18 protein-coding genes and 2 pseudogenes are annotated in these 21,155 nt (G+C 34.4%); 9 read left to right on the top strand and 11 right to left on the bottom strand.

The features are described 5' to 3' along the window. Positions 1–283: 283 nt before the first annotated feature. The gene (locus tag JHE06_RS11295; RefSeq protein ID WP_201088834.1) at positions 284–1,432 is read left to right on the top strand and encodes a zinc-dependent alcohol dehydrogenase; all 1,149 of its coding nucleotides are present in this window, start codon (positions 284–286) and stop codon (positions 1,430–1,432) included. Here JHE06_RS11295 and JHE06_RS11290 read toward each other — a convergent pair. The 5 genes and pseudogenes from JHE06_RS11290 to JHE06_RS11275 all read right to left on the bottom strand — a co-directional run. Further along, positions 1,429–1,797 (bottom strand): annotated as a pseudogene (locus JHE06_RS11290) (transposase); the annotation flags it as partial. The gene JHE06_RS11295 and the pseudogene JHE06_RS11290 overlap by 4 nt on opposite strands. Before the next feature lie 33 nt (positions 1,798–1,830). Continuing rightward, positions 1,831–2,268, bottom strand: a complete 438-nt coding sequence (locus JHE06_RS11285) for a transposase (protein WP_201088833.1) — start codon at positions 2,266–2,268, stop codon at positions 1,831–1,833. Between the two features lies 1 nt (position 2,269). Beyond that, positions 2,270–2,515 carry a hypothetical protein gene (locus JHE06_RS11280; RefSeq protein WP_201088832.1) on the bottom strand — a complete coding sequence of 82 codons (246 nt, stop codon included), beginning with the start codon at positions 2,513–2,515 and terminating at the stop codon, positions 2,270–2,272. Continuing rightward, the gene (locus JHE06_RS12350; protein WP_268905406.1) at positions 2,505–2,633 is read right to left on the bottom strand and encodes a hypothetical protein; all 129 of its coding nucleotides are present in this window, start codon (positions 2,631–2,633) and stop codon (positions 2,505–2,507) included. Before JHE06_RS12350 ends, JHE06_RS11280 begins: the two co-directional genes overlap by 11 nt. Then, positions 2,620–2,826 carry a hypothetical protein gene (locus JHE06_RS11275; protein WP_201088831.1) on the bottom strand — a complete coding sequence of 69 codons (207 nt, stop codon included), beginning with the start codon at positions 2,824–2,826 and terminating at the stop codon, positions 2,620–2,622. The genes JHE06_RS12350 and JHE06_RS11275 overlap by 14 nt, the downstream gene beginning before the upstream one ends. A 343-nt stretch (positions 2,827–3,169) precedes the next feature. On the opposite strand from JHE06_RS11275, the gene JHE06_RS11270 reads away from it, so the two are divergent. Further along, on the top strand, positions 3,170–3,739 hold the full coding sequence (locus JHE06_RS11270; protein ID WP_201090068.1) for a recombinase family protein: 570 nt from the start codon (positions 3,170–3,172) through the stop codon (positions 3,737–3,739). Positions 3,740–4,309: 570 nt separating this feature from the next. Then, positions 4,310–4,438: pseudogene (locus JHE06_RS11265) on the top strand (glutathione S-transferase family protein); the annotation flags it as partial. A 269-nt stretch (positions 4,439–4,707) separates the two neighbouring features. Here JHE06_RS11265 and JHE06_RS11260 read toward each other — a convergent pair. Beyond that, on the bottom strand, positions 4,708–5,589 hold the full coding sequence (locus JHE06_RS11260; protein ID WP_201088830.1) for a MurR/RpiR family transcriptional regulator: 882 nt from the start codon (positions 5,587–5,589) through the stop codon (positions 4,708–4,710). Positions 5,590–5,769: 180 nt separating this feature from the next. On the opposite strand from JHE06_RS11260, the gene JHE06_RS11255 reads away from it, so the two are divergent. After that, the gene (locus JHE06_RS11255) at positions 5,770–7,629 is read left to right on the top strand and encodes a beta-glucoside-specific PTS transporter subunit IIABC (protein ID WP_201088829.1); all 1,860 of its coding nucleotides are present in this window, start codon (positions 5,770–5,772) and stop codon (positions 7,627–7,629) included. 18 nt (positions 7,630–7,647) lie between these two features. After that, a complete protein-coding gene (locus tag JHE06_RS11250; RefSeq protein WP_268905403.1) occupies positions 7,648–9,192 on the top strand; it encodes a glycoside hydrolase family 1 protein in 1,545 nt (514 codons plus the stop codon). 466 nt (positions 9,193–9,658) lie between these two features. On the opposite strand, the gene JHE06_RS12345 is transcribed toward JHE06_RS11250, so the two are convergent. Together JHE06_RS12345 and JHE06_RS11245 are read right to left on the bottom strand one after the other, a co-directional pair. Beyond that, a complete protein-coding gene (locus tag JHE06_RS12345; RefSeq protein WP_268905401.1) occupies positions 9,659–9,784 on the bottom strand; it encodes a hypothetical protein in 126 nt (41 codons plus the stop codon). A 261-nt stretch (positions 9,785–10,045) separates the two neighbouring features. After that, on the bottom strand, positions 10,046–10,642 hold the full coding sequence (locus JHE06_RS11245) for a recombinase family protein (RefSeq protein ID WP_442861667.1): 597 nt from the start codon (positions 10,640–10,642) through the stop codon (positions 10,046–10,048). Between the two features lie 1,128 nt (positions 10,643–11,770). Between JHE06_RS11245 and spxB the strand changes: the two genes are divergently transcribed. Beyond that, the gene (spxB, locus tag JHE06_RS11240; RefSeq protein WP_201088828.1) at positions 11,771–13,552 is read left to right on the top strand and encodes a pyruvate oxidase; all 1,782 of its coding nucleotides are present in this window, start codon (positions 11,771–11,773) and stop codon (positions 13,550–13,552) included. A gap of 70 nt (positions 13,553–13,622) precedes the next feature. Here the strand turns inward: spxB and JHE06_RS12340 are convergent, their stop codons facing one another. After that, positions 13,623–13,745 (bottom strand): hypothetical protein, encoded by a 123-nt coding sequence (locus JHE06_RS12340; protein ID WP_268905399.1) that lies wholly within the window; start codon positions 13,743–13,745, stop codon positions 13,623–13,625. A 229-nt stretch (positions 13,746–13,974) separates the two neighbouring features. Here JHE06_RS12340 and JHE06_RS11235 point away from each other — a divergent pair, with 229 nt between their 5' ends. Continuing rightward, positions 13,975–14,943 carry a linear amide C-N hydrolase gene (locus JHE06_RS11235; RefSeq protein WP_201088827.1) on the top strand — a complete coding sequence of 323 codons (969 nt, stop codon included), beginning with the start codon at positions 13,975–13,977 and terminating at the stop codon, positions 14,941–14,943. Between the two features lie 36 nt (positions 14,944–14,979). Here the strand turns inward: JHE06_RS11235 and JHE06_RS11230 are convergent, their stop codons facing one another. Then, the gene (locus tag JHE06_RS11230; RefSeq protein ID WP_201090083.1) at positions 14,980–15,228 is read right to left on the bottom strand and encodes a hypothetical protein; all 249 of its coding nucleotides are present in this window, start codon (positions 15,226–15,228) and stop codon (positions 14,980–14,982) included. A 356-nt stretch (positions 15,229–15,584) separates the two neighbouring features. Continuing rightward, positions 15,585–16,436: an AraC family transcriptional regulator gene (locus tag JHE06_RS11225; RefSeq protein WP_201088826.1), complete on the bottom strand. Its 852-nt coding sequence runs from the start codon at positions 16,434–16,436 to the stop codon at positions 15,585–15,587. Positions 16,437–16,602: 166 nt separating this feature from the next. On the opposite strand from JHE06_RS11225, the gene JHE06_RS11220 reads away from it, so the two are divergent. Beyond that, positions 16,603–18,087 carry an amino acid permease gene (locus JHE06_RS11220; RefSeq protein ID WP_201088825.1) on the top strand — a complete coding sequence of 495 codons (1,485 nt, stop codon included), beginning with the start codon at positions 16,603–16,605 and terminating at the stop codon, positions 18,085–18,087. A gap of 22 nt (positions 18,088–18,109) precedes the next feature. After that, positions 18,110–21,109 carry a beta-galactosidase subunit alpha gene (gene ebgA, locus JHE06_RS11215; RefSeq protein ID WP_442861678.1) on the top strand — a complete coding sequence of 1,000 codons (3,000 nt, stop codon included), beginning with the start codon at positions 18,110–18,112 and terminating at the stop codon, positions 21,107–21,109. Positions 21,110–21,155 lie beyond the last annotated feature (46 nt).

The raw sequence follows: 21,155 nt of genomic DNA, 5'->3' as shown, positions 1-21,155 counted from the left end.
GGCATAAGATTTACATAGGGTTGATGGTGTTTATTCATCTGATCTATATTCCCGTATCGGTCATAGAATGGTTATTCATAGATAGCGGCTTTCCAATCGTAGCTTTAGTAGTAGGAATCCCTTGTCGTTTATGAGAAAAATCATATGGCACAGCTAAAAGTGGAACAAAAATAAAGAAGGTTCGTAAACGTAAGTGAAGTCTTAACTTTTTACTTATAGAAAAAAAGATGATAAACTGCTTTCAAAAGCTGAAACTATCACTTTTACAAAAAGGAGAGATTTTATGCGCGCAGTAACATGGCAAGGAAATGAAAAAATGGAAGTCAAAACAGTCCCGGATCCAACGATTGAAGAACCAACCGATATGATCGTTCGCATTACAGCAACAGCTATTTGCGGTTCTGACTTGCATTTATACCATAACGGGAAACCGGTCATGGAAGAAGACTATGTAGTAGGGCATGAGCCTATGGGAATTGTAGAAGAAGTTGGTTCTGCAGTGACGAAAGTGAAAAAAGGCGACCGAGTCGTTATCCCTTTCAACATTGGTTGTGGAGAGTGTCATTTCTGTGCTCATCATATGGAAAGTCAATGTGACAATTCCAATCCTAATCCAATGTTTGATCAAGGCGGATTGTTCGGTTTTGGTAAAATGGAAGGAAATCATCCTGGAGGACAAGCTGAATACTTACGTGTCCCATTTGCAGATTTTACTTCTTTTGTTGTTCCTGATAGTAATCTGCCTGATGAGAAGGTATTATTTCTATCAGATGTACTGCCAACAGCATATTGGAGTGTAGAACATAGTGGCATGAAACCAGGAGATACAGTAATCGTATTGGGTTCTGGACCTATCGGATTATTTGTACAAAAATTTGCCAAAATGAAAGGTGCTAAACGTGTAATTGCCGTAGATAACGTCGATCATCGTTTGCAACATGCGAAAAAAATGAACGGCGTAGAGATCGTGAATTTTTCAGATGTTTCTGAAGTTGGTAGTGAATTGTATGAAATGACTAAGGGCGGCGCTGAGGTAGTAATAGATTGTGTAGGAATGGATGGCGTAAGACCAATCAAAGAAAAAGCTAAAGAGATTCTTACCTTGCAAAGCGGTTCTTACTCACCGCTACAAACGGCAAGTGAAGCTGTGAAGAAATTTGGGACATTGATGGTAACTGGGGTTTATATGACTCCAGCAACGAATTTCCCGTTCCAAGATTTCTTCACTCGTAATGTGAGTATCAAAATGGGACAAGCTCCGGTTATCCACTTGATGCCGAAAATCTATGATATGATTGAAAAAGGGGAATTCGACCCATCGGATATCATTACACATACAATGCCTTTGGAACGTGCGGCTGAAGCATACGATATTTTTGACAAAAAAGCAGATAATAACATTAAAGTAGTATTGAAACCAGGTATGTCTTAAAAGAAATAGTGTGGCTGGGAAATAACTAGCTCTAAAAATAAAAACCGCGATGAAATAATCATAAATGTGATTGTTTCGTCGCGGTTTTTATTTTTGACTGATTTGTGTTGAAAAGCTTCCGCTTTTCTTCTAGCCTCAAGGGCTAATTTGGTTAGGTTCATGCTCATAAGCATCATTCCAATGTCAGTATGTACAGCTTGCTTGCCTCTGACATGGGTTCTTCGCATACCAAATCCACCTTTCAATCGATCAAAAATAGTTTCTACGTCAATTTTGCGTTGAGCGTAGATGGCTTTTCCATGATCACTTTCAAGGTTTTCTTTTACATGATGCTTAAAATATTCCCAATTGTAATTTACCGACGTCTGGCGTTGGACACCTTTGGGTGTTTTGGCTAATCAATCGAGCTTTTCATTCTGTTGCTCCACATCAGCCTTGTAAACTTTAAATTGTCTTTCAAAACTATTTTTATCATTCCAAGTGCTGTAGTGTGAAAAGCTAAAGCGGACACCATCTAAGTCAGTATAGTGATCTTCACTCCCATGATAATCCCAGTTATGACGATGTTTTGGATTAGAAGCATATTTTTTACTTTTCTCTTTATGGTACATGCCGTAGGGGATTAAAGGGACTTTATCAAACGTATCCACAACTGTCTGGTAATTTTCTTCACTTCCATACCCTGCATCTGCGCCTATATACTTAAATAAATCTAACGTTTGAATGGACTCTAAAAAAGGGATCAATGTTCGTGTGTCCGTTGGATTTGAAAAAATATCATAGGCAATGACGAACTGGTTGCTGGATGCCACTTGAAGATTATAACCTGGTTTCAACTCACGGTTCTTCTTTCATGGCAGAAGCACATTGAGGACAAGTACAATTTTCTTCACGGTATAGATGCTCAACGACTCGTAAGTGAACGAATTTTTCTTTTTGATGACCTTTCTTCTTATGACGACGGACAGGATTTTCTTCGATTGTTTCTTCTTCGCTTTGGCTGCCAGTCTGCTCTGGCCAACTAAAAGACGGGTCATCCTCAAAAAGATCCGTTTGGTTGGGATGAATTATTTCAGGAGACAAAGTCTCCTTTTTGCGTCCAAACAATTGTTGCAGCTAAACCATCAATTTGCCGGCGCATATCAGTTTTTCCACAAACGATAAATACATTCTTCACTTTAGTAAGGTCAATAATTTTCATGAGCACTCAACTCCGATAAAAGAATATGCACTATCTCCTCTTTGATCTCTTCATAGAGAAATAACTCTGCTCGGGAGAATTTGACACGAGCCACCAATGTAGAGGGGGAAGCCTTCGGCTTAAATGACGTGGTAGATGGAGCTTTTGAATCACCGGTTAACGTCACTGGGACAACATCTTGTTTTGCTTTCAAAAATAAAACCTCCTGTAAACTTGAATTGTTTCAAGTTTATCAAGAGATTTTGTATTTCGGAAGATACCTTTCTATTAGGCGCTTACTGTTAAAATGCGTATCGTTGTAAAATTTGATGATGCAATAAACACCTCACTAGAATTTCAGGGAGGTGTTTTTGAATAGAATTTCCACCAGAGGGTGCTTTAACAAATACTAAACCAATTTTAATCGGCTTAGTATTTGTTGTATAGGTGTCATAACTCAAGAGTATTGACTATGAATTCTTAATCCAGTAAAATCAATACATACAGCGGTGTCATAACTTATGTTCGAAAGTAAATCAGAAAAGTGGGTGAAAAGTGTGAAATATGGTTATGCAAGAGTGAGTACTCGCCACCAGGATTTAGAAGGACAGATGCGTCAATTAGAAGAGGAACATTGCAACAAAATTTATTTTGAAAAAATTACTGGAACAAAAAAAGATCGTCCAGAATTTCAAAAGCTGATCCAAATTATTCGAGCTGGAGATACATTGGTCGTAACAAAACTCGATCGATTTGCTCGAAGTACCCAAGATGCTTTAAGTACAATTAAATTACTTTTTGAAAAAGGAGTTAAAATTAATGTGTTAAATCTAGGTGTGATTGAGAATACGTCTACCGGAAGACTTATTTTCACTATCTTTAGTGCTTTCGCAGATTTTGAACGTGACTTAATCGTAGAACGAACTCAAGAAGGAAAAGAAATAGCTAAGCAGCGACCAGGATACCGAGAAGGTCGTCCTAAAAAATTCTCTCAACAGCAAATTACACTAGCCATGAGTCTACTAGAAACTCACTCTTACACACAGGTAGAAAAAATGACTGGGATCAGTAAAAGTACGTTAACAAGATATAAACGTAAGAGAGACCATCTACTTAATAAGAAATGAATATTTACTTAAGTGTAGTTGTGCAACTCATATCAATATAAGGGCAAGTAAGTAGAAGTATTAGAAAACGCCGCATTAGAAAAAACATAGGGAAATAATTTTGGATGAATAAAGCTGAAAGAAACTCTATAATTTCTGTAAGAACAAGATATACTTATAGAGTTGATAGAATAGTTTTTATTTAAAAATTATTTCAGTAATTATTACTTGAATGTATATAGTTTTTTTAATAGATTTTTAATTCGCTACTTGGTGATTGAATAAAAGAAAGAGGATAATTTTCCGGGGATATGAAAATACTTGTTTTTGTTAACGTTTCATGTAGTTGTCTGACGATATCTAAATTATCATCTATTAAGAAAAATTGCTATTGTAGTTTTTAATTTTCTAAACCAATTAATGGAGGATGATACTATTAAATTGGCATTAATACGTTTTGCGTCTGTGAGGTTAATGATAAAAGGAAATTATCAAGTAAATAATAAACCTATTATTTGGAAAACCTAACTAAGCATAATCATGTGTTATCTAAGTTAATAGTTTTTAATTTTCGAACAAAATTTATACGATAATTGGCCAGGCATAGCGGAGACAGTGAACTTTAAACACATCAAAGAACATTATTACCGCAGCCATAAAAATATCAACCCGACAGGCATTGTTCCAGTAGGACCTGAATTAGATTTTAGTTTTGATTAGTTAGAGATTTTTAAATCACTGTTTCTTCAAATTAGTATCTTATATTTAAAATTCAGGCACTTTACGTAAATCAAAAAAGACAAGAAGACCAAACATTTTACTATGTTTGGTCTTCTTGTCTTACTACTGTTTCTAAGGACTGTGGAAGAATTAAGAATTTCCTTTATTATAGAGATACTAACTTTCAATGTCCGAAATAGCGTATTAAAGAAACCGATGAAAATATTTTTAAAATAAAAAAATATAAGTAATGATATTATGGAAAATGTTCATATATCTTCAAGTAGCGGTTTATTTTTTGACCTAAAAGGAGTAGATATTTTTTTCATTTCAATTGAATGTTCGATATTGTTCTCATAATTTTTTGAAAATAGCCCGGCATAAAGCAAATCTAAAATTAAAAGGATAGATACTTTCGAAGAAAAAGTACTTATTTTCGAAAACATTTTCTCTCTTGAAACAATATTTAATGTAATATTACATAAATCAGAAATACTGTTATGTCCAACACTTGAAATACAAATCATTGGCGAATTTGTATTTTTAAGAATTTGACAATATTCAATAATCTCATCAGTCTCTCCAGTATAAGAAATGATCAATGAGACTCGTCTTTTATTTGAATTAGCTGCTTTTATGACCAATTCTTGGTGGTTTTCAGATATTGTCACTTCTTTATTGATTCTTTTCATGTCTAGCATAAAACTATAAGCTAAATGTTGATTAAGACCTACTCCATATATATCAATGAAATCTGCTTCATCTAATAGTTGAATGACTTGTTCATATTTTTTAGCATCAACTAATGAATTTGATTCTTGTATAGCATCAATAAACAATTGAGATAGATTAGATGAAATGGTTTCAATAGCATCATTTTCTTTAAAGGGAAAGTTGGCATCTATAGAAATTAAAGGAGATTTACGCACGTGAACGGCTGATAAGAAATCAATTCGAAAGTCATTATACCCTTGATACCCCAACTTTTGAGCTAACCTTACTACAGTTGAAGGACTGGTATAAGTTTGATTTGCGATTTCTTTTGTAGTGTAATTTCTAATGATTTCTGGGTTATGAAGAAGAAACTGAATGATAGCTGTCTCAGAATTTGAGAAAAAATGAGTTTGGTTCATCTTAGTAATTAAGTCCATTATTTAGCGCCCCCTAAGTCAAATTATACCATGTTAAAAAAATAGAATGAAATAATTTTTCAAAAAATAATGATTCAGAATAAATTATTGCAACGCTGCTTCAAAAACGGCGGAAAGGGTTTACATAACTGCTGAATCAATCAATAATGAGTTTATTATAACAAAAAGGAGGATGAAGTAATGAAAAACGAAGAACTAGCAAAAAAGATTTTAGATCTCGTTGGCGGGGAAAGTAATGTAAATTCAGTTGTTCATTGTGCAACGAGATTACGTTTTAAGCTTAAAGATGAAGACAAAGCAAAAACAGAAGAAATTAAAAATATTGACGGAGTTATTACAGTAATGCAAAGTGGTGGACAATACCAGGTAGTTGTCGGAAATAATGTACCTTACGTTTATAAAGCATTGCAAAAGATTAGTAATTTGGGAAAAGAAAATGGTAATTATGACGTAGTAGAAGACAATAACAAAAATCCCTTTAGTAAGCTTATTGATATTATTTCAGCTATTTTCACCCCGATTTTAGGGGCAATGATTGGAAGCGGAATCATTAAAGGGCTTCTAATGATTGGGACACTGTTTTTTGGAATGGATAGCACTTCAGGCACTTATCGAGTATTATCCGCTTCAGCAAATGCAATTTTTTACTTCTTACCAATCATTTTAGCGTATACGGCATCTAAGAAGTTTGGGGCAAATCCAATTATTGCAATGGTAATTGGCGGTTCACTTATTTTTCCTGATATGATTTCAGCATTTACAGAGGGAGAAGGGTTGTTTTTCTTAGGAATACCTATTGTATTAATCAATTATAGTTCTTCTGTTCTCCCAACAATCTTAGGAACTTGGGTGTTATCTAAGGTTGAGAAGTTTTTAGAAAGAGTCATACCAGATATTATCAAGAGTTTTGTTATTCCTTTAATTTCCCTAATGGTCGTAGTACCAGTTGTCTTTTTGATTTTTGGACCAATTGGCAATTATGTAGGTTTAGGAATTGCAAATGTATATACGGTTATTTACTCATTCAATCCAATAGTTGCTGGTTTTGTGTTAGGTGGTTTATACCAAACATTTGTTGTATTTGGAGTACATTGGGCTATCGCACCCGTTCAAATCAATAATGTTGCCGTTTATGGCTTCGACACTATTACTGCAATGTATCTACCTTCAAAATATGCTCAAGCAGGTTCTGTTCTTGGAATTGGATTGAAGACAAAGAATAAAAAGCTTAAATCAGAAGCATTTACTACTGCATTTACTACTGCAATTTTTGGTATTACTGAGCCAGCAGTATATGGTTTTACTTTAAAACACAAAAAAACTTTCATTATTGCTTCATTAGCCTCGGCTATCGGTGGAGCATTAGCAGGGTTTTTTAGATCAGCTGCAAGCGCATATGGTGTGTCCAATACTCTTACACTACCAGTGTTTCTAGAACATGGGATTGTAGGAATTATTATTGCTGTTGTCACTGCATTTACCATCTCATTGGTATTGACTTATCTTTTTGGATATAGTGATGCAATAGATGGAGATAGGGTACAAAGTAGTTTAAATGAAAAAGCTGATACAATAACAACTCCTAATAAGCAAAGCGTATTAAAATCGCCAATTGTAGGAAATTTTATTTCATTAAATCAGGTCAAAGATGAGCTGTTTTCAAATGAAGTAATGGGGAAAACAGTTGCAATTGAGCCATCAGTTGGTAAAGTATTTTCCCCTGGAAGCGGCAAGATATCTATGGTTTACCCATCAAAACACGCATTAGGATTGAGACTGGATAATGGCGTAGAAGTTCTAATTCATATAGGTATTGATACCGTAAAGCTAAATGGAAAATATTTTGACATGCATATCAGTGAAGAACAACATGTTAACACTGGAGATGTTTTAGCAGATTTTGATATTAATTTAATCAAAGAAGCAGGATATTCAGTTACAACCATGATGGTAATTACTAATCCAAATAAAGAATCTATACAAGTCACTAGCAACTTGGAAGAACTAGATCTCAATAGTACAGTTTTGTCGTTTAATTAGAAAAAGGAGGTAATATTTTTGAAGAAAGAATTTCCAAAAGATTTTATGTGGGGTGGAGCTACCGCCGCTAATCAATATGAGGGTGGATACTTGGAAGGCGGCAGAGGCCTTGCGGCATCGGACTTTATTACTAGTGGAACACATAATAAACCAAGAAAAATTTTTTATAAAGATTCATTTGGTAGCGAAGGCTCTATTACATTAGGCGAATCATTGCCTATGGGAGCTAAGGCAGTTTTAAAAGACGATGAGCATTATCCAAGTCATATAGCAACAGATTTCTATCACCATTATAAAGAAGACATACGCTTAATGGCTGAAATGGGTTTTAATTGCTATAGAATGTCGATCTCCTGGACACGAATTTTTCCAAATGGAGATGAAGCGGAGCCTAATGAAGAGGGCCTACAATTTTATGATGAAGTTTTTGACGAATGTTTAAAATATGGAATACAGCCAATTGTCACGATATTGCATTTCGATATGCCTATCAAATTAGCTGAAAATTACGGTGGGTGGACAAATAGAAAGATGATTGATTTCTATTTGAATTATTGCGAAGTTCTGTTTACAAGATATAAAAATAAAGTTGAATATTGGATTACTATAAATGAGATCAATGTCTTAGGAGGATTTTGGACATTAGGTACCTATAAAGAAAATAAAGAGCAACTAGAGATCAGTGGTCCAGTGATCCCTACAAACAATTACCTTCCTGATGAAGCTTCTGAGAAATACCAATCACTACACCATCTTATGGTTGCAAGCAGCTATGCTAATAAACTCGGGCATGAAATTAATCCATACAATAAAATTGGTTGTATGTTAGCGTTGTCTGGCATCTATCCTAAAACGAGTCATCCAGATGATGTTTTTGGGTCATACCTATTTAGAAGAAGAGCGCTGTTATTTTCTGATGTTATGATGCGCGGATATTATTCAGCATACGCTCAAAGTATTTTCGATGAATATGATTTCACTTTACAATTAGAAGCTGGTGATGAAGAAATTCTACGGAATTACCCTTCAGATTTCCTATCGTTTAGTTACTATAGAACCACTGTATTTGATAGAAATGCTGAAACTACAACTACTACTGGAGGGCAGCAAGGGCAAAGCAATCCTTATCTAGAAACAACTCCTTGGGGTTGGCCGATAGATGCCAAAGGTTTTAGGTTTGTCCTAAATGAGCTATATGATCGTTATCAAAAGCCTTTAATGTGCGTCGAGAATGGGATCGGAAATATCGACGAAGTAGTTGATGGAAAAATATATGACGATTATAGAATTCAGTATTTATCTGATCATATTTCTGCTATGAGAGATGCTATTACTATTGATGGAGTAGAATTGATTGGCTATACGCCTTGGGGATGCATTGACTTAATATCAGCTGGGACTGGGGAAGTTAAGAAAAGATATGGCTTCGTATATGTAGATGTAGATGATTTTGGAAATGGAACATTTAATAGATTAAAAAAGGATTCGTTTTATTGGTACAAAGAAGTCATTTCGAAGAACAGCAATACTGAGCTAAATAAAGCTCACATTCAGTCAAAATAGATTCTACAAAGCTAATTAAATAGAGGATAATAAAACTATGTACTTTAATTTTTAAGCGTAGTCATTTTATAAGAAACATATATCTAGTTCAATTTTTCTATAGAGATATGGTTTTTGAAGACATTCATCTATTTCGATGAATGTCTTTTTTAGTGCGCCCGGCATAGGTGATAACTTGGTGGTGAAAGTCCACTACAGGCTTTGCAGTAGGAACTGTTAGCGAATAGCAAGGATGTACCCCGCGAGGAGGAATCTCGATCATTGACTAGTTTTTGCAATGTGCTTAGAAATTTAATAAACTATAGTCAGATCTGAATAATTTATAATATTTCTAAATCGTATTAAAAAGTTTATTATGGCGCAGTTTTTTTGTTTTATTAACTTGCACCCTTTGAGTGTAGGAAAACTCATGAAATAATAGCTTCATTGTAAGGTTTTTGAAAATTTTCAGAAAAGCCATGAATGATTAAGGATGGTTACTTTGCTCAAAAACTTCATAAGAACCGCTTTCCATAAAATCTAAATAATAATAACTATCATCTTTTTTTGTTAATTTGATACTATCAATTCCAATCTCATTTAATATTTTCATAGTAACTGGAATACCTTCTTTGAGGTTTAATATATCTCTTAGTATCCATTATCTTAATGCTTTATTAGGATTAGACATTAATGCTTTTCCACCTATTTGAGCTACTTTACATGACATAACTTCTCTATTAGGAAGCTCTACTTTAAAACTCGGCGATTCTTTAGCTAACTAATTAAACATAGCAATATTAATATTTGATTAGTTTTTTTAAAATAAATAGGTATCGCTTGTTCGATATTATATGATGCTAAAATATTGTTACTAATATTCAATTGACTCATCTACTTTGACTAATATTTGTTTTGATTCTCTTTCATTTATCTTCCTGTATAAGGAGCCTTGAGAAATACCAGTAATTCTAATAATGTCTTTGACGGAATAGTGTCCTGAATCATATAGGCTTAAAGCGTCTTTTACTTTTTGTTTGTCCATTATAGGTCTACCAAGTTTTACCCCTCGTGCTTTAGCTGATGCTAAACCTTCATTTACACGTTGTACAGTCAAATCACGTTCCAGTTGAGCAATCACAGCCATCATTTGAAACATAGCTTGACCCGTAGGTGTGGAAGTATCCAAACTCTCCTTTAACGATATAACTTCTACTCCCTGTTCTTTTAATTCTTCAACGGTAGAAAGGATGTCTAATGTTTTTCTACCTAATCGACTAATCGATTCAATAATGACGATGTCCCCAGATCGTACGGTATTAAATAAGCTATCTAGTCCTGTTCTTTTTTTTTGAGTACCAGTAAATTTTTCTTGAATGAGTTTATCGTAACCTACTTTTTCTAATGCATCTAATTGACGATGAAGCTCTTGTTTATCTGTTGAAACTCTGGCATAAGCAATTCGCATCATTTCACCTCTTTAAATTATTTTTTCTTATACAACAGATATGTAAATTATTTATTTATTGTTTTAATACCTCTCGTTTTTATTATAGCATGAACCATCTTATATGTAATAGTATTTGGTAATAGTTATGGACATTGATTTTGGTAATAGTATGAAAATTGGTTTCATAAGCTTTTTTGATTATTTTCTCTTTCTATAAAAAGGTTACCAAAAACACTTGTTTTTGGAGAGGAGAATCAATAGATACATTCAATAAGTTATCTATAGTAACAGAAAAAAGTGCAATTTTGTAAACCGTCTTCAATATTTTTTTATGCAACATATTCTAAGCATAAGTTAATAACGTCCATTGATTTACGCTCAATGTCATTTAATTCGGAAGAACTTATATGACTGCTATTTAATATTGTAGAACTGCAATGTTTCACTGGATTTTAATTTTTTTGAGGCATGAGCTTATTATTATTTCTTCAATCAGCTCTTAGTTAACTAAGACTAATCCTGTTGGTTTCAATTCTTTTATAACAAAACGTTTATATATGATTTTATTTCAAATACAAAATAAACATGTATTGGAGAGGTTTATAAAAAATTACCCTTATAGAATAGAGAGAAAATTCCCGATACACGGTTTTATCCAATTTCATGTATCGTATATTATTTTTTATTTAGTATTAACAGTAAAGATAGTAATTTGAGCAGCCTTATCTTTTTACATCTTTTTAGATAACATTTCTCCTATAAAAATAAATACAGCAAATACAATTGCACCTATAACAGCAGCTGTTAATTCAGTTGAATTATTAACAAAGTATTGAGTTAATAAGCTAGCAATAAAATATACACCTACTAGTAATAGGCACTTTTTAAAGTTAATTTTTTCATAATTAGTTGTTCCTTTTTTATTTTTAGTACATCAAAGATGGACAATCTTTATTCGAATCTTTATTTTAATCTAAACTAAAAAAACAATCTTGGTCTAATAAGGTTCTAGATATATGATACTATCCAACTACTTTTCTTTATGAAAACGTATTTAATGGAAAATGAACTTTGATTATTAATCTAAACGTGGTAAAATTGAGTTTGAATTTTATTTTTGCGAAATTAATCTCTAGGAGGATTTTTTGAATGATAGATGGAAAAACTAAAGTTAGTACAGCTTCACTGAAAGTGTTAGCAGGATGGGGAATAGACACAATTTATGGAATTCCTTCGGGAACTTTAGCCCCTTTAATGGAAGCTTTAGGTGAACAAGAAGAGACAGATATTAAATTCCTTCAAGTAAAACATGAAGAAGTTGGAGCAATGGCAGCTGTAATGCAATGGAAATTCGGAGGGAAATTGGGTGTGTGTGTTGGATCAGGTGGCCCTGGGGCTACTCACTTAATCAATGGTCTTTACGATGCAGCTATGGATAACACACCAGTTTTAGCTATATTAGGATCTCGTCCACAAAGAGAACTAAACATGGATGCTTTCCAAGAATTAAACCAAAACCCAATGTTCGACCATATCGCAGTATACAACCGTCGTGTTGCTTACGCTGAACAATTACCAAAATTGATCGACGACGCAATCCGTACTGCTATCTCTAAACGTGGAGTAGCTGTATTAGAAGTACCTGGCGACTTCGGTTACCACGAAATTGCTAACGACGCATTCTACTCTTCAGGTCACAGCTACCGTGATTACGTTTCTTCTGCAATCAATGAAGCAGATATCGACGCAGCTGTTGAAGTGTTAAACAACGCTAAACGACCTGTTATCTATGCAGGTATCGGAACTATGGGACACGGTCCAGCAGTCCAAGAATTATCTCGTAAATTAAAAGCTCCAGTTATCACAACTGGTAAAAACTTTGAAACTTTCGACTATGACTTTGAAGGATTAACTGGTTCAACATACCGTGTTGGTTGGAAACCAGCTAACGAAGCTGTTAGAGAATCAGATACAGTTCTTTTCGTTGGTTCAAACTTCCCGTTTGCTGAAGTAGAAAATACTTTCGGAAGCGTTGAAAAATTCATCCAAATCGACAACAACCCAACAATGCTTGGTAAACGCCATAACGCAGATGTTGCTATTCTTGGTGATGCTGGTGAAGCAGTTCATTCATTACTAGAAAAAGTAGCACCTGTTGAAGAATCAGCTTGGTGGAATGCTAACTTGAAAAACGTTCAAAACTGGCGTGACTACATGACTAAGTTGGAAACTAAAGAATCTGGTGCTTTACAACTTTATCAAGTATACAACGCTATCAACAAATATGCTGACGAAGATGCAATCTACTCAATTGATGTTGGTAACTCAACTCAAACATCTATCCGTCACTTGCACATGACTCCTAAAAACATGTGGAGAACTTCTCCATTGTTTGCTTCAATGGGTATCGCACTTCCAGGTGGTATTGCAGCTAATAATGTTTACCCTGGACGTCAAGTATTTAACTTAATGGGTGACGGTGCGTTCTCTATGAACTACCAAGATGTTGTTACTAACGTACGTTACAACATGCCTGTTATCAACGTAGTATTCACTAACACTGAGTATGGTTTCATCAAGAACAAATACGAAGATACAAACACAAACACTTTCGGTACTGAATTTACTGATGTAGACTACGCTAAAATTGGTGAAGCACAAGGTGCTGTTGGTTTCACAGTAAGCCGTATCGAAGACATGGATCAAGTAATGGCTGAAGCTATTAAAGCTAACAAAGAAGGTAAAACAGTTGTAATCGATGCTAAGATCACTAAAGATCGTCCAATTCCAGTAGAAACATTGAAATTAGACCCTGCATTGTACAGTTCAGAAGAAATCAAAGCTTACAAAGAAAAATATGAAGCTGAAGAATTAGTACCATTTAGCGAGTACCTAAAAGCTGAAGGTCTAGAATCTATCGTAGCTAAATAATTTTTTGATGTACAACTTATAGTTTAATAAAAAAGGTGAGTCGCTATGTTATAGTGACTTGCCTTTTTTGTTAGGCAGATTTTATAAAGAACTTTGTCGTACAGTTTGCCGGCAAAGACTTTAGATGATATTGTACCGTTTGTTTGGTAACACCGATCATATCTGCTCCCTCTTTTACCGTTTTATCTGTCAAAACTACACCTCCATACATGATTCTATTTTCTACCCTTTATTTTAAATTATCTATTCGCGTACCGTATTAATTCATTGGCTGCTATTAAGGTCTGGAACAACGGCATAAGAAAAACAAAGTTTTTAAGAACTTATAAAGTAGTGTATATTTAATAGTAAAATGAAAAAATATTTTTTATACTTCCAAAATTCAATTTAACTAACTATTTAGTAAAAAGGGGACGAACACGATGTGTACAACAATTGGATTTTCTTATCAAGATGGAATAATTTTTGGCAGGACTTTAGAAGTTAGCGTAAAGTTAGATCATAAAATTCTTTATGTTCCAAAGAACAACAAAGAGTTTCTCCAAGTGAAAGGTAAAGAGTTTTCTACAAAATACGCAACTATAGGAACTGGTTTCTTTAACATTGCTTCTTTAGGAGATGGAGTCAATGAGATGGGGCTGATGGGTTCTAGCAACTTGTTTCCGGGATATGCTTCCTTTGCTAAAAAAGCTGTAGAAGGAAAAATAAATCTCGTTACATCAACAGCTTTTGATTATTTTCTGAGCAGATGCAAAGATGTTGATGAAGTAAGACAAGAAGCTGAAAAGCTTATTTTACTGGAAAAATACGATGAGGGGGAACGGCAAACAACGAGCAACCACTTCTTCTTTATGGATGCTAAAGGCGGAAAAATTGTTTTAGAGCCAAAAAACGGACGCCTAGTTCCTTATGACAATCCTTATGGTGTTTTGACGAATGCTCCCGAGTTCCATTGGCATGAAACAAACTTGAAGAATTACTTAAATATTAGACCAGAAAATATTGAAAATAGAGACTTCAATGGTACTGTAGTTTCAAAGTTTGGGGAAGGGAGTGGTGCAGTCGGTCTTCCTGGTGATTTTACGCCTCCATCGCGTTTTGTACGTTCTGCTTTTTTTGTAGCCAATACACCTAAAGATTTAGAACGTCAAGCTGCTATCTTACAAGGCTTCCGTATCTTGTCACAAGCTGATATCTCAACAGGAGCGGTAGTAGATCTCGAAAAAGGTCACAAAGATGAAACATTGTATACCTCGATAATGGACACCCAAAAAAAAGCTTACTTTATCAAGTGCCATGACAATAACACTATTCAACCATTCTATCTTGAAGACTATCAAGAAAAATCAGATATCACATTTATTGAAATTGAAAAAGAGATGACTTTGTAACAATAAAAGAAACTATTGTGTGTTTTAGAAACTATTTTAATGAAGCAAACACAAAACCTCTTCATTCTTGTCTTGTCTAACTCTTTTGTGCCTTTCTTGTTTAAAAATACTGCACCTCAAAAGTGAGTTTTTCGCTTTTAGAGTGCAGTATTTTTTGTAGGCAGTTGCAGTTTCGTCTGCTTCACCTAAATCATTACCGATGGCCGAAAACTTTCCATCTTCAACTAAAATTTCAGATGCGCTGTCGTGTTTATAGATTGTAGCATTGAAAAATTTTTTCTTCATTCCATACAACCTCCTATGTTTTCTAATTCTACTCTACTCTCTATAACCGCTATTTATGAACTTCTCGATAATTTCTCGAAATTTTGGAAATTATTATACCCATGAGCACCGTGAATAACACTTTCATTATACTTTGTATTGATCGACCCTCTGCTAAAGAATCGTTTGAACAAGCAGACGTAAAGGTATGGCTAATTCTAGGCAAATAGTTACGGCTTTTTACATAAAATAAGACACTTTATAAAAATTGTTTAACAAAGTGTTGCCTATCTAAATGGCTCTCCTGATAATGAATTTCTTAAACGACATCATAAAATTTTTTAGACAATCGGATAATAACTATTCAGGATAATATTTTATTTCATATAAAATTGTGATCGATATTTGGATGGCGACATACCTTTATAAAGCGAAAATTGTCTTGAGAAATGGGTGGAATAATTAAAACCAACCAGATAGGCAATTTCTTCTATAGAATAACTAGTTTTTTTAAGCAATTCAGCAGATTTATTTAATCGATATTGAATCAAATAGGTTTTTGGGCTAATATTTTTATATTTTTTAAATAATCGAAATAAATAAGTTCTTTCAATCTTTATAGCGGTAGATAAATGTTCAATGTTAAACTCAGCGTTACTATACTCTTCATGGATTAAACGGATCGATTGTTCAACATATTTTTCTGCTTCGCTTAAACTATGGTTTTTTTCTTCATTAAACTGTGAAGAGAGCAAATCGATGACTTGGTAAGCTTCCCCTAGTGCAGAATAAGGTTTGTTTTCTTCAGAAAAATCAAAAACATTTTTAAAGTGATGCTCCATCTGATACTCATCTGCAAACTGGTAAATATAATTTAAAATAGAATCTTCGGCTTGAGGAAGCAATAATCCGCATTCTTGGAATATGTTTTGACAACCTGAGCCTTTAAACCCAATCCAGCGGTAACTCCAAGGATCTTCAGTTGAAGGGTAATAATTATTTTTTGTATTTGGCGGAATAATAAATCCTTGATTCTCCTCTAAGACAATGTGCTCATCATTAATATAGAAGTGTCCTTTTCCTTTTAAAATAAAATGAATCAAGTAATAATCGATAGCTTCATATTGGTAAGGTTCTCTTACTTTAACGTCTTCATACCCGCATTCGTAAACAAAAAATTCATTATTTAGTGTTTTATTTGTTGAAAATGTTCCGACAGAATTGAACACAGCTTCCCTCCTAAAAACAACATAACGTTAAACATAAGCAACATTCATTAATTCCATAATAACAAATTACATATTACAATGAAAGCGTAGTCAAATATAAGCATGAATGTTTTTAACAAGTATTGATTGCTAAGTAGTGGGTAACATATCAAAGGAGGTTTTTTATATGCAGGAAAAACGAGGTAAAATGAAGCCGATTTCATTTCTGTTAATGACTTTTACAGCGGTGTTTTCTTTTGGAACTATTATTAATGCAAGTGCTAGTATCGGTTTACTTGCTGTTCCAACCTTTTTATTTGCAACAATTTTTTACTTTTTTCCTTTCACATTAATGATTGGAGAATTTGCTTCAGCTAACACAAATTCGGAATCAGGAGTGTATAGCTGGATACGGACATCTCTTGGAGAAAAGTGGGCATTCTTAGGTTCATGGTCGTATTTTTTTGTTAACTTGTTTTTCTTTACATCTTTACTTCCTCAGACACTCATCTATGCCTCCTATACATTTTTAGGATACAACATATTTGGAGGGATAAACGCAACGGTTCTTATTTCAGTTTTATCTATTGTACTTTTTTGGTTAGCAACATATGTATCAATTAAAGGAGTATCTTGGATTTCTAAAGTAACCGATTTGTCAGGCATTGCGAGAATACTTATGGGAATCGGTTTTATCATCTTAGCTCTAGGGGTTGTCTTTATCTTAGGAGAGGAACCTGCACAACGATTTACTAGCGAATCTGTCACAATGAACATGAACTGGAACTACTTGACGACATTAGCCTGGATTTTACAAGCGGTTGGTGGAGCTGAAGCAGTTGGAGTGTATGTTAAGGATATCAAAGGCGGAAATAAATCCTTTATGAAGACAATTGTTGTTGCAGCTTTATCGATAGGTGTCATCTACGCATTGGGGGCTGTTGCGGTAGGTATGATTTTGCCTAGTGAAACACTTCAAGGAAATTATTCCAATGCTTTATTCGATGCATTTGCTATATTAGGTAGCCACTTTGGAATAACAGCTGGGGTTACTCGAACTGTCGGGTTTATTATGCTTCTTAGTTCAGTTGGATCACTAGTGCTTTGGACTGCGGCACCAGCTAAAATTTTATTTTCTGAAATTCCAGAAGGTATATTTGGTAAGTGGGTATCAAAAACAAATAATGAAGGCAATCCAACAAACGCACTTTTAGTACAAGCGATTATTGTCACAGTGTTGATGATTGTACCAGCTTTAGGAGTTGGCTCGATCGATACATTCTTGAAAACACTTATTAACATGACAGCAGCAACATCATTGATTCCGGTACTCTTCTTATTGTGGGCATATATAACAATGCGGATTAAGAAGGATGACTTACCAAGGTCTTTTAAAATGGGAAATCAAAAAACAGGTATCACAGTCGGCATTATGCTCTTAATATTTTTTATATTCGCATTTGTCGTTTCAATATTTCCTTCTCCACTTGCATTGATGGCTTATTTCAAAACAGGATTTATAGCTGAAGGTGCTGCTAACCCATTGTTTACACTGATATATAATGCTTTAGGAGTCATTGTTTTTGTAGGATTTGCATATGTTTGTTATATGAATTACGAAAAAAAAATAGGCGGTGCTTTAATTGAGGAAACTAAAAAAGTGGGAAAATAATAAAATAGACAGTATAAACAGAATGGAACCAAGAGCAAGTTATAAGAGCTTTATAGACCGCAGCAAGGCTGAAAACAAACAAGATACGGGGAGGTACTTTGAGGGTTTAAATGGCGAATGGGATTTCTTGTTCTTAGAAGCTCCAGAATATAGTCCAGAGGATTTTTATAAAACCTCTTATAAGACTTCCGATTGGGACAAAATACAAGTTCCAGGGAATTGGCAAAGACAAGGATATGGAGAAATGCACTATTCGGATTTATGGTACAATTTTCCGATCATTCCACCTTTTGTTCCAACTGAAAATCCTACTGGTATTTATAGAAGAACAGTTAATATTGCTTCAATTCAAAAAGAGCAACAATATATTTTGAGATTCCAAGGAGTTGATTCTGCATTTGAAGTCTATTTGAATGATCAGTCTATCGGTTATAGTAAAGGAGCAAGAATTCAAAGTGAATTCGATTTAACAGACTACTTAACTGAGGGTGAAAATACTTTAACCGTGAGAGTATTCCAGTGGTCAGATGGAACATATTTGGAAGATCAAGATATGTGGTGGTTAAGCGGGATATTCCGCGATGTTGATATCACTACACGTCCAAAAAACGGTCTATATGACTTTGCAATTCGGACTTATTTTGACCAAGACTTCAAATCAGCTACACTAATCGTTAATCCCATCTTCACTCATCAGGAAAGTCAAACCATTACGTATGAACTATTTGATTGTGATGGGAATAAACTATTTAAAGAAGAGGAAAACGGTAAAAAAAGTTTTGTCAAAACGGTGGAAGAACCACAAAAATGGTCTTCTGAACATCCTTATTTATACGAACTGTTCATGACTATTGAAAAAGAAGGGCAAGTTATTGAAGTCATCAATCAAAAAGTCGGATTCAGACAGATTGAAGTACAGGGAAATTGTTTCCTAGTTAATGGTGTGGCTATTAAATTAAAAGGAATGAACCGTCATGATTACAGCCCGACAGAAGGACGAGTAACCACTAAAGAAAGTATTGAAGAAGATATTGTTTTGATGAAACAACACAATATTAACGCCATTCGTACAGCACATTACCCTAATTCCCCTTTCTTTTATGAATTGTGTGATGAACACGGTATGTACGTTATTGATGAGACCGATTTAGAATGTCATGGTTTTGAATTAACTGAGGATTACAAATGGATTTCTGACAACCCCGAATGGGAAGAAGCGCATGTGAATAGGATCAAACGCACCATTCAAAGAGATAAAAATCATCCTTGCATCATCATGTGGTCGCTTGGAAACGAATCAGCTTTTGGACATAACTTTAGAAAAATGGCAGAATACGCTAAAGAAACAGATCCAACGAGGTTGGTTCATTATGAAGGGGATTTTGAAGCGGAAGTAAGCGATGTTTATACTACTATGTATACATGGTTAGAAAGAAAAGACGATAAGCTGACGATGGATAAAATCATTACGAATACAAAAAAACCACATATTTTGTGTGAATACGGGCATGCGATGGGGAATGGACCAGGAAATTTAAAAGAATATCAAGACATCTTCTATAAATACGATCACATTCAAGGCGGTTTTATCTGGGAATGGTTTGATCATGGTATAGAAACAGTGTCAGAAGAGGGAAAAATTTACTACCGATATGGAGGAGATTTTGGGGATGATCCCAATAATGGCAACTTCTGTATTGATGGAATGTTGATGCCGGATAGAACACCATCTACGAGTTTAATAGAATATAAAAAAGTGATTGAACCAATTGAAACAACCTGCATAGATCATGTGTCTGGGCTATTTAAACTAACCAGTAGATTAGATTTTAATACGTTAGCTGATTATCAGTTGATTTGTCAATTTTATGAAGACGATCACCTAATTGAAGAAAGACAAGAAGACGTACCTGAAACCCCAGCAAGGGGAACAGCATTGATTAGACTTGCCTATCCAGAAATCGGTTTTAAACCTGGCGCTTTGTACACCGTTCGCTTTTTATACCAATTAAACAATGAAAAAACATGGGCTCAAAAAGGCTTTGAAGTAACAAGAAGTGTGTTCATTTGGCACGAAGAAAAGCGCCAAACAAGTACAGAAGAAAGTAAAGCTGGTAAATTAACTGTAAACGAAGAGAAAGCCTTTGTTACCGTAGAAGGAGAAAACTTTAGTGTTCGTTTTGATAAAGTCAAAGGGAAATTACTAAATGCTTATTATAATGAAAAAGAGGCTATTGAAAAAGGTCCTGAAATAAACTTTTGGAGAGCACCTATCGATAACGACATGTATATTTTAGAAGAGTATAAAAACAAGTACTTTATGCATTTGCCACACGAGTCTATTCGTACGGTTGATTGTGAAGTAAAAGAAGAAGAATTTGAAATGCGTGTAAATTCATTCTATGGTACGACTAATAGCGCTTGGTATTATGAACTGGATTATAAATATGTAGTAGATAAGTCTGGAAAAATCAGTTATTTTATTAATGGAATTGCTTCAGGCCGCAAGCTGCTTGCTCCTCCAATGTTGCCTAGATTAGGAGTCTCGCTTCGTTTATCGAAAGACTTTGAAAGAGTTTCTTGGAGAGGACTAGGACCTTTAGAAAATTATTCTGATTCTCGCCAAGCTGCTTATCCAGGAGTGTTTACAAGTTCTGTCGATGAATTATTTGTGAATTATGTGAAGCCTCAAGAAAATGGAAATCACATGGAGTGTGACTGGGTAGGATTATCAAATGATGAAAAAACGCTATTGGTTAAAACAGATAAGAAATTTGATTATAGCGTATCTAGATACGAAGCAGTGGATCTCGAAAAAGCAAAACACACGATTGATTTAAAAGAGCGTGATTACTTAGTAGTGAATATTGACTATTGTCAAAACGGCTTAGGAAGCAACTCATGCGGTCAAGATCAATTGGATAAATACCGTTGTAAATTCGAAGATTTCTCGCTGCAGTTCAGTATTTTATTAGACGAAACTGCGGGAAATAAAGTTTCGGAGATTGCACGGAAAAAGTAAAGGCGGGTAGGAGATTCATATACTGTTAAATTGAAACTATTTCTAA

The sequence above is a fragment of the Carnobacterium sp. CS13 genome (assembly GCF_016653495.1).
Classification (GTDB): Bacteria; Bacillota; Bacilli; order Lactobacillales; family Carnobacteriaceae; genus Carnobacterium_A; species Carnobacterium_A antarcticum.
Note: the sequence above shows the minus strand (reverse complement) of the source record. Positions and strands in the feature narration are given on the sequence as shown.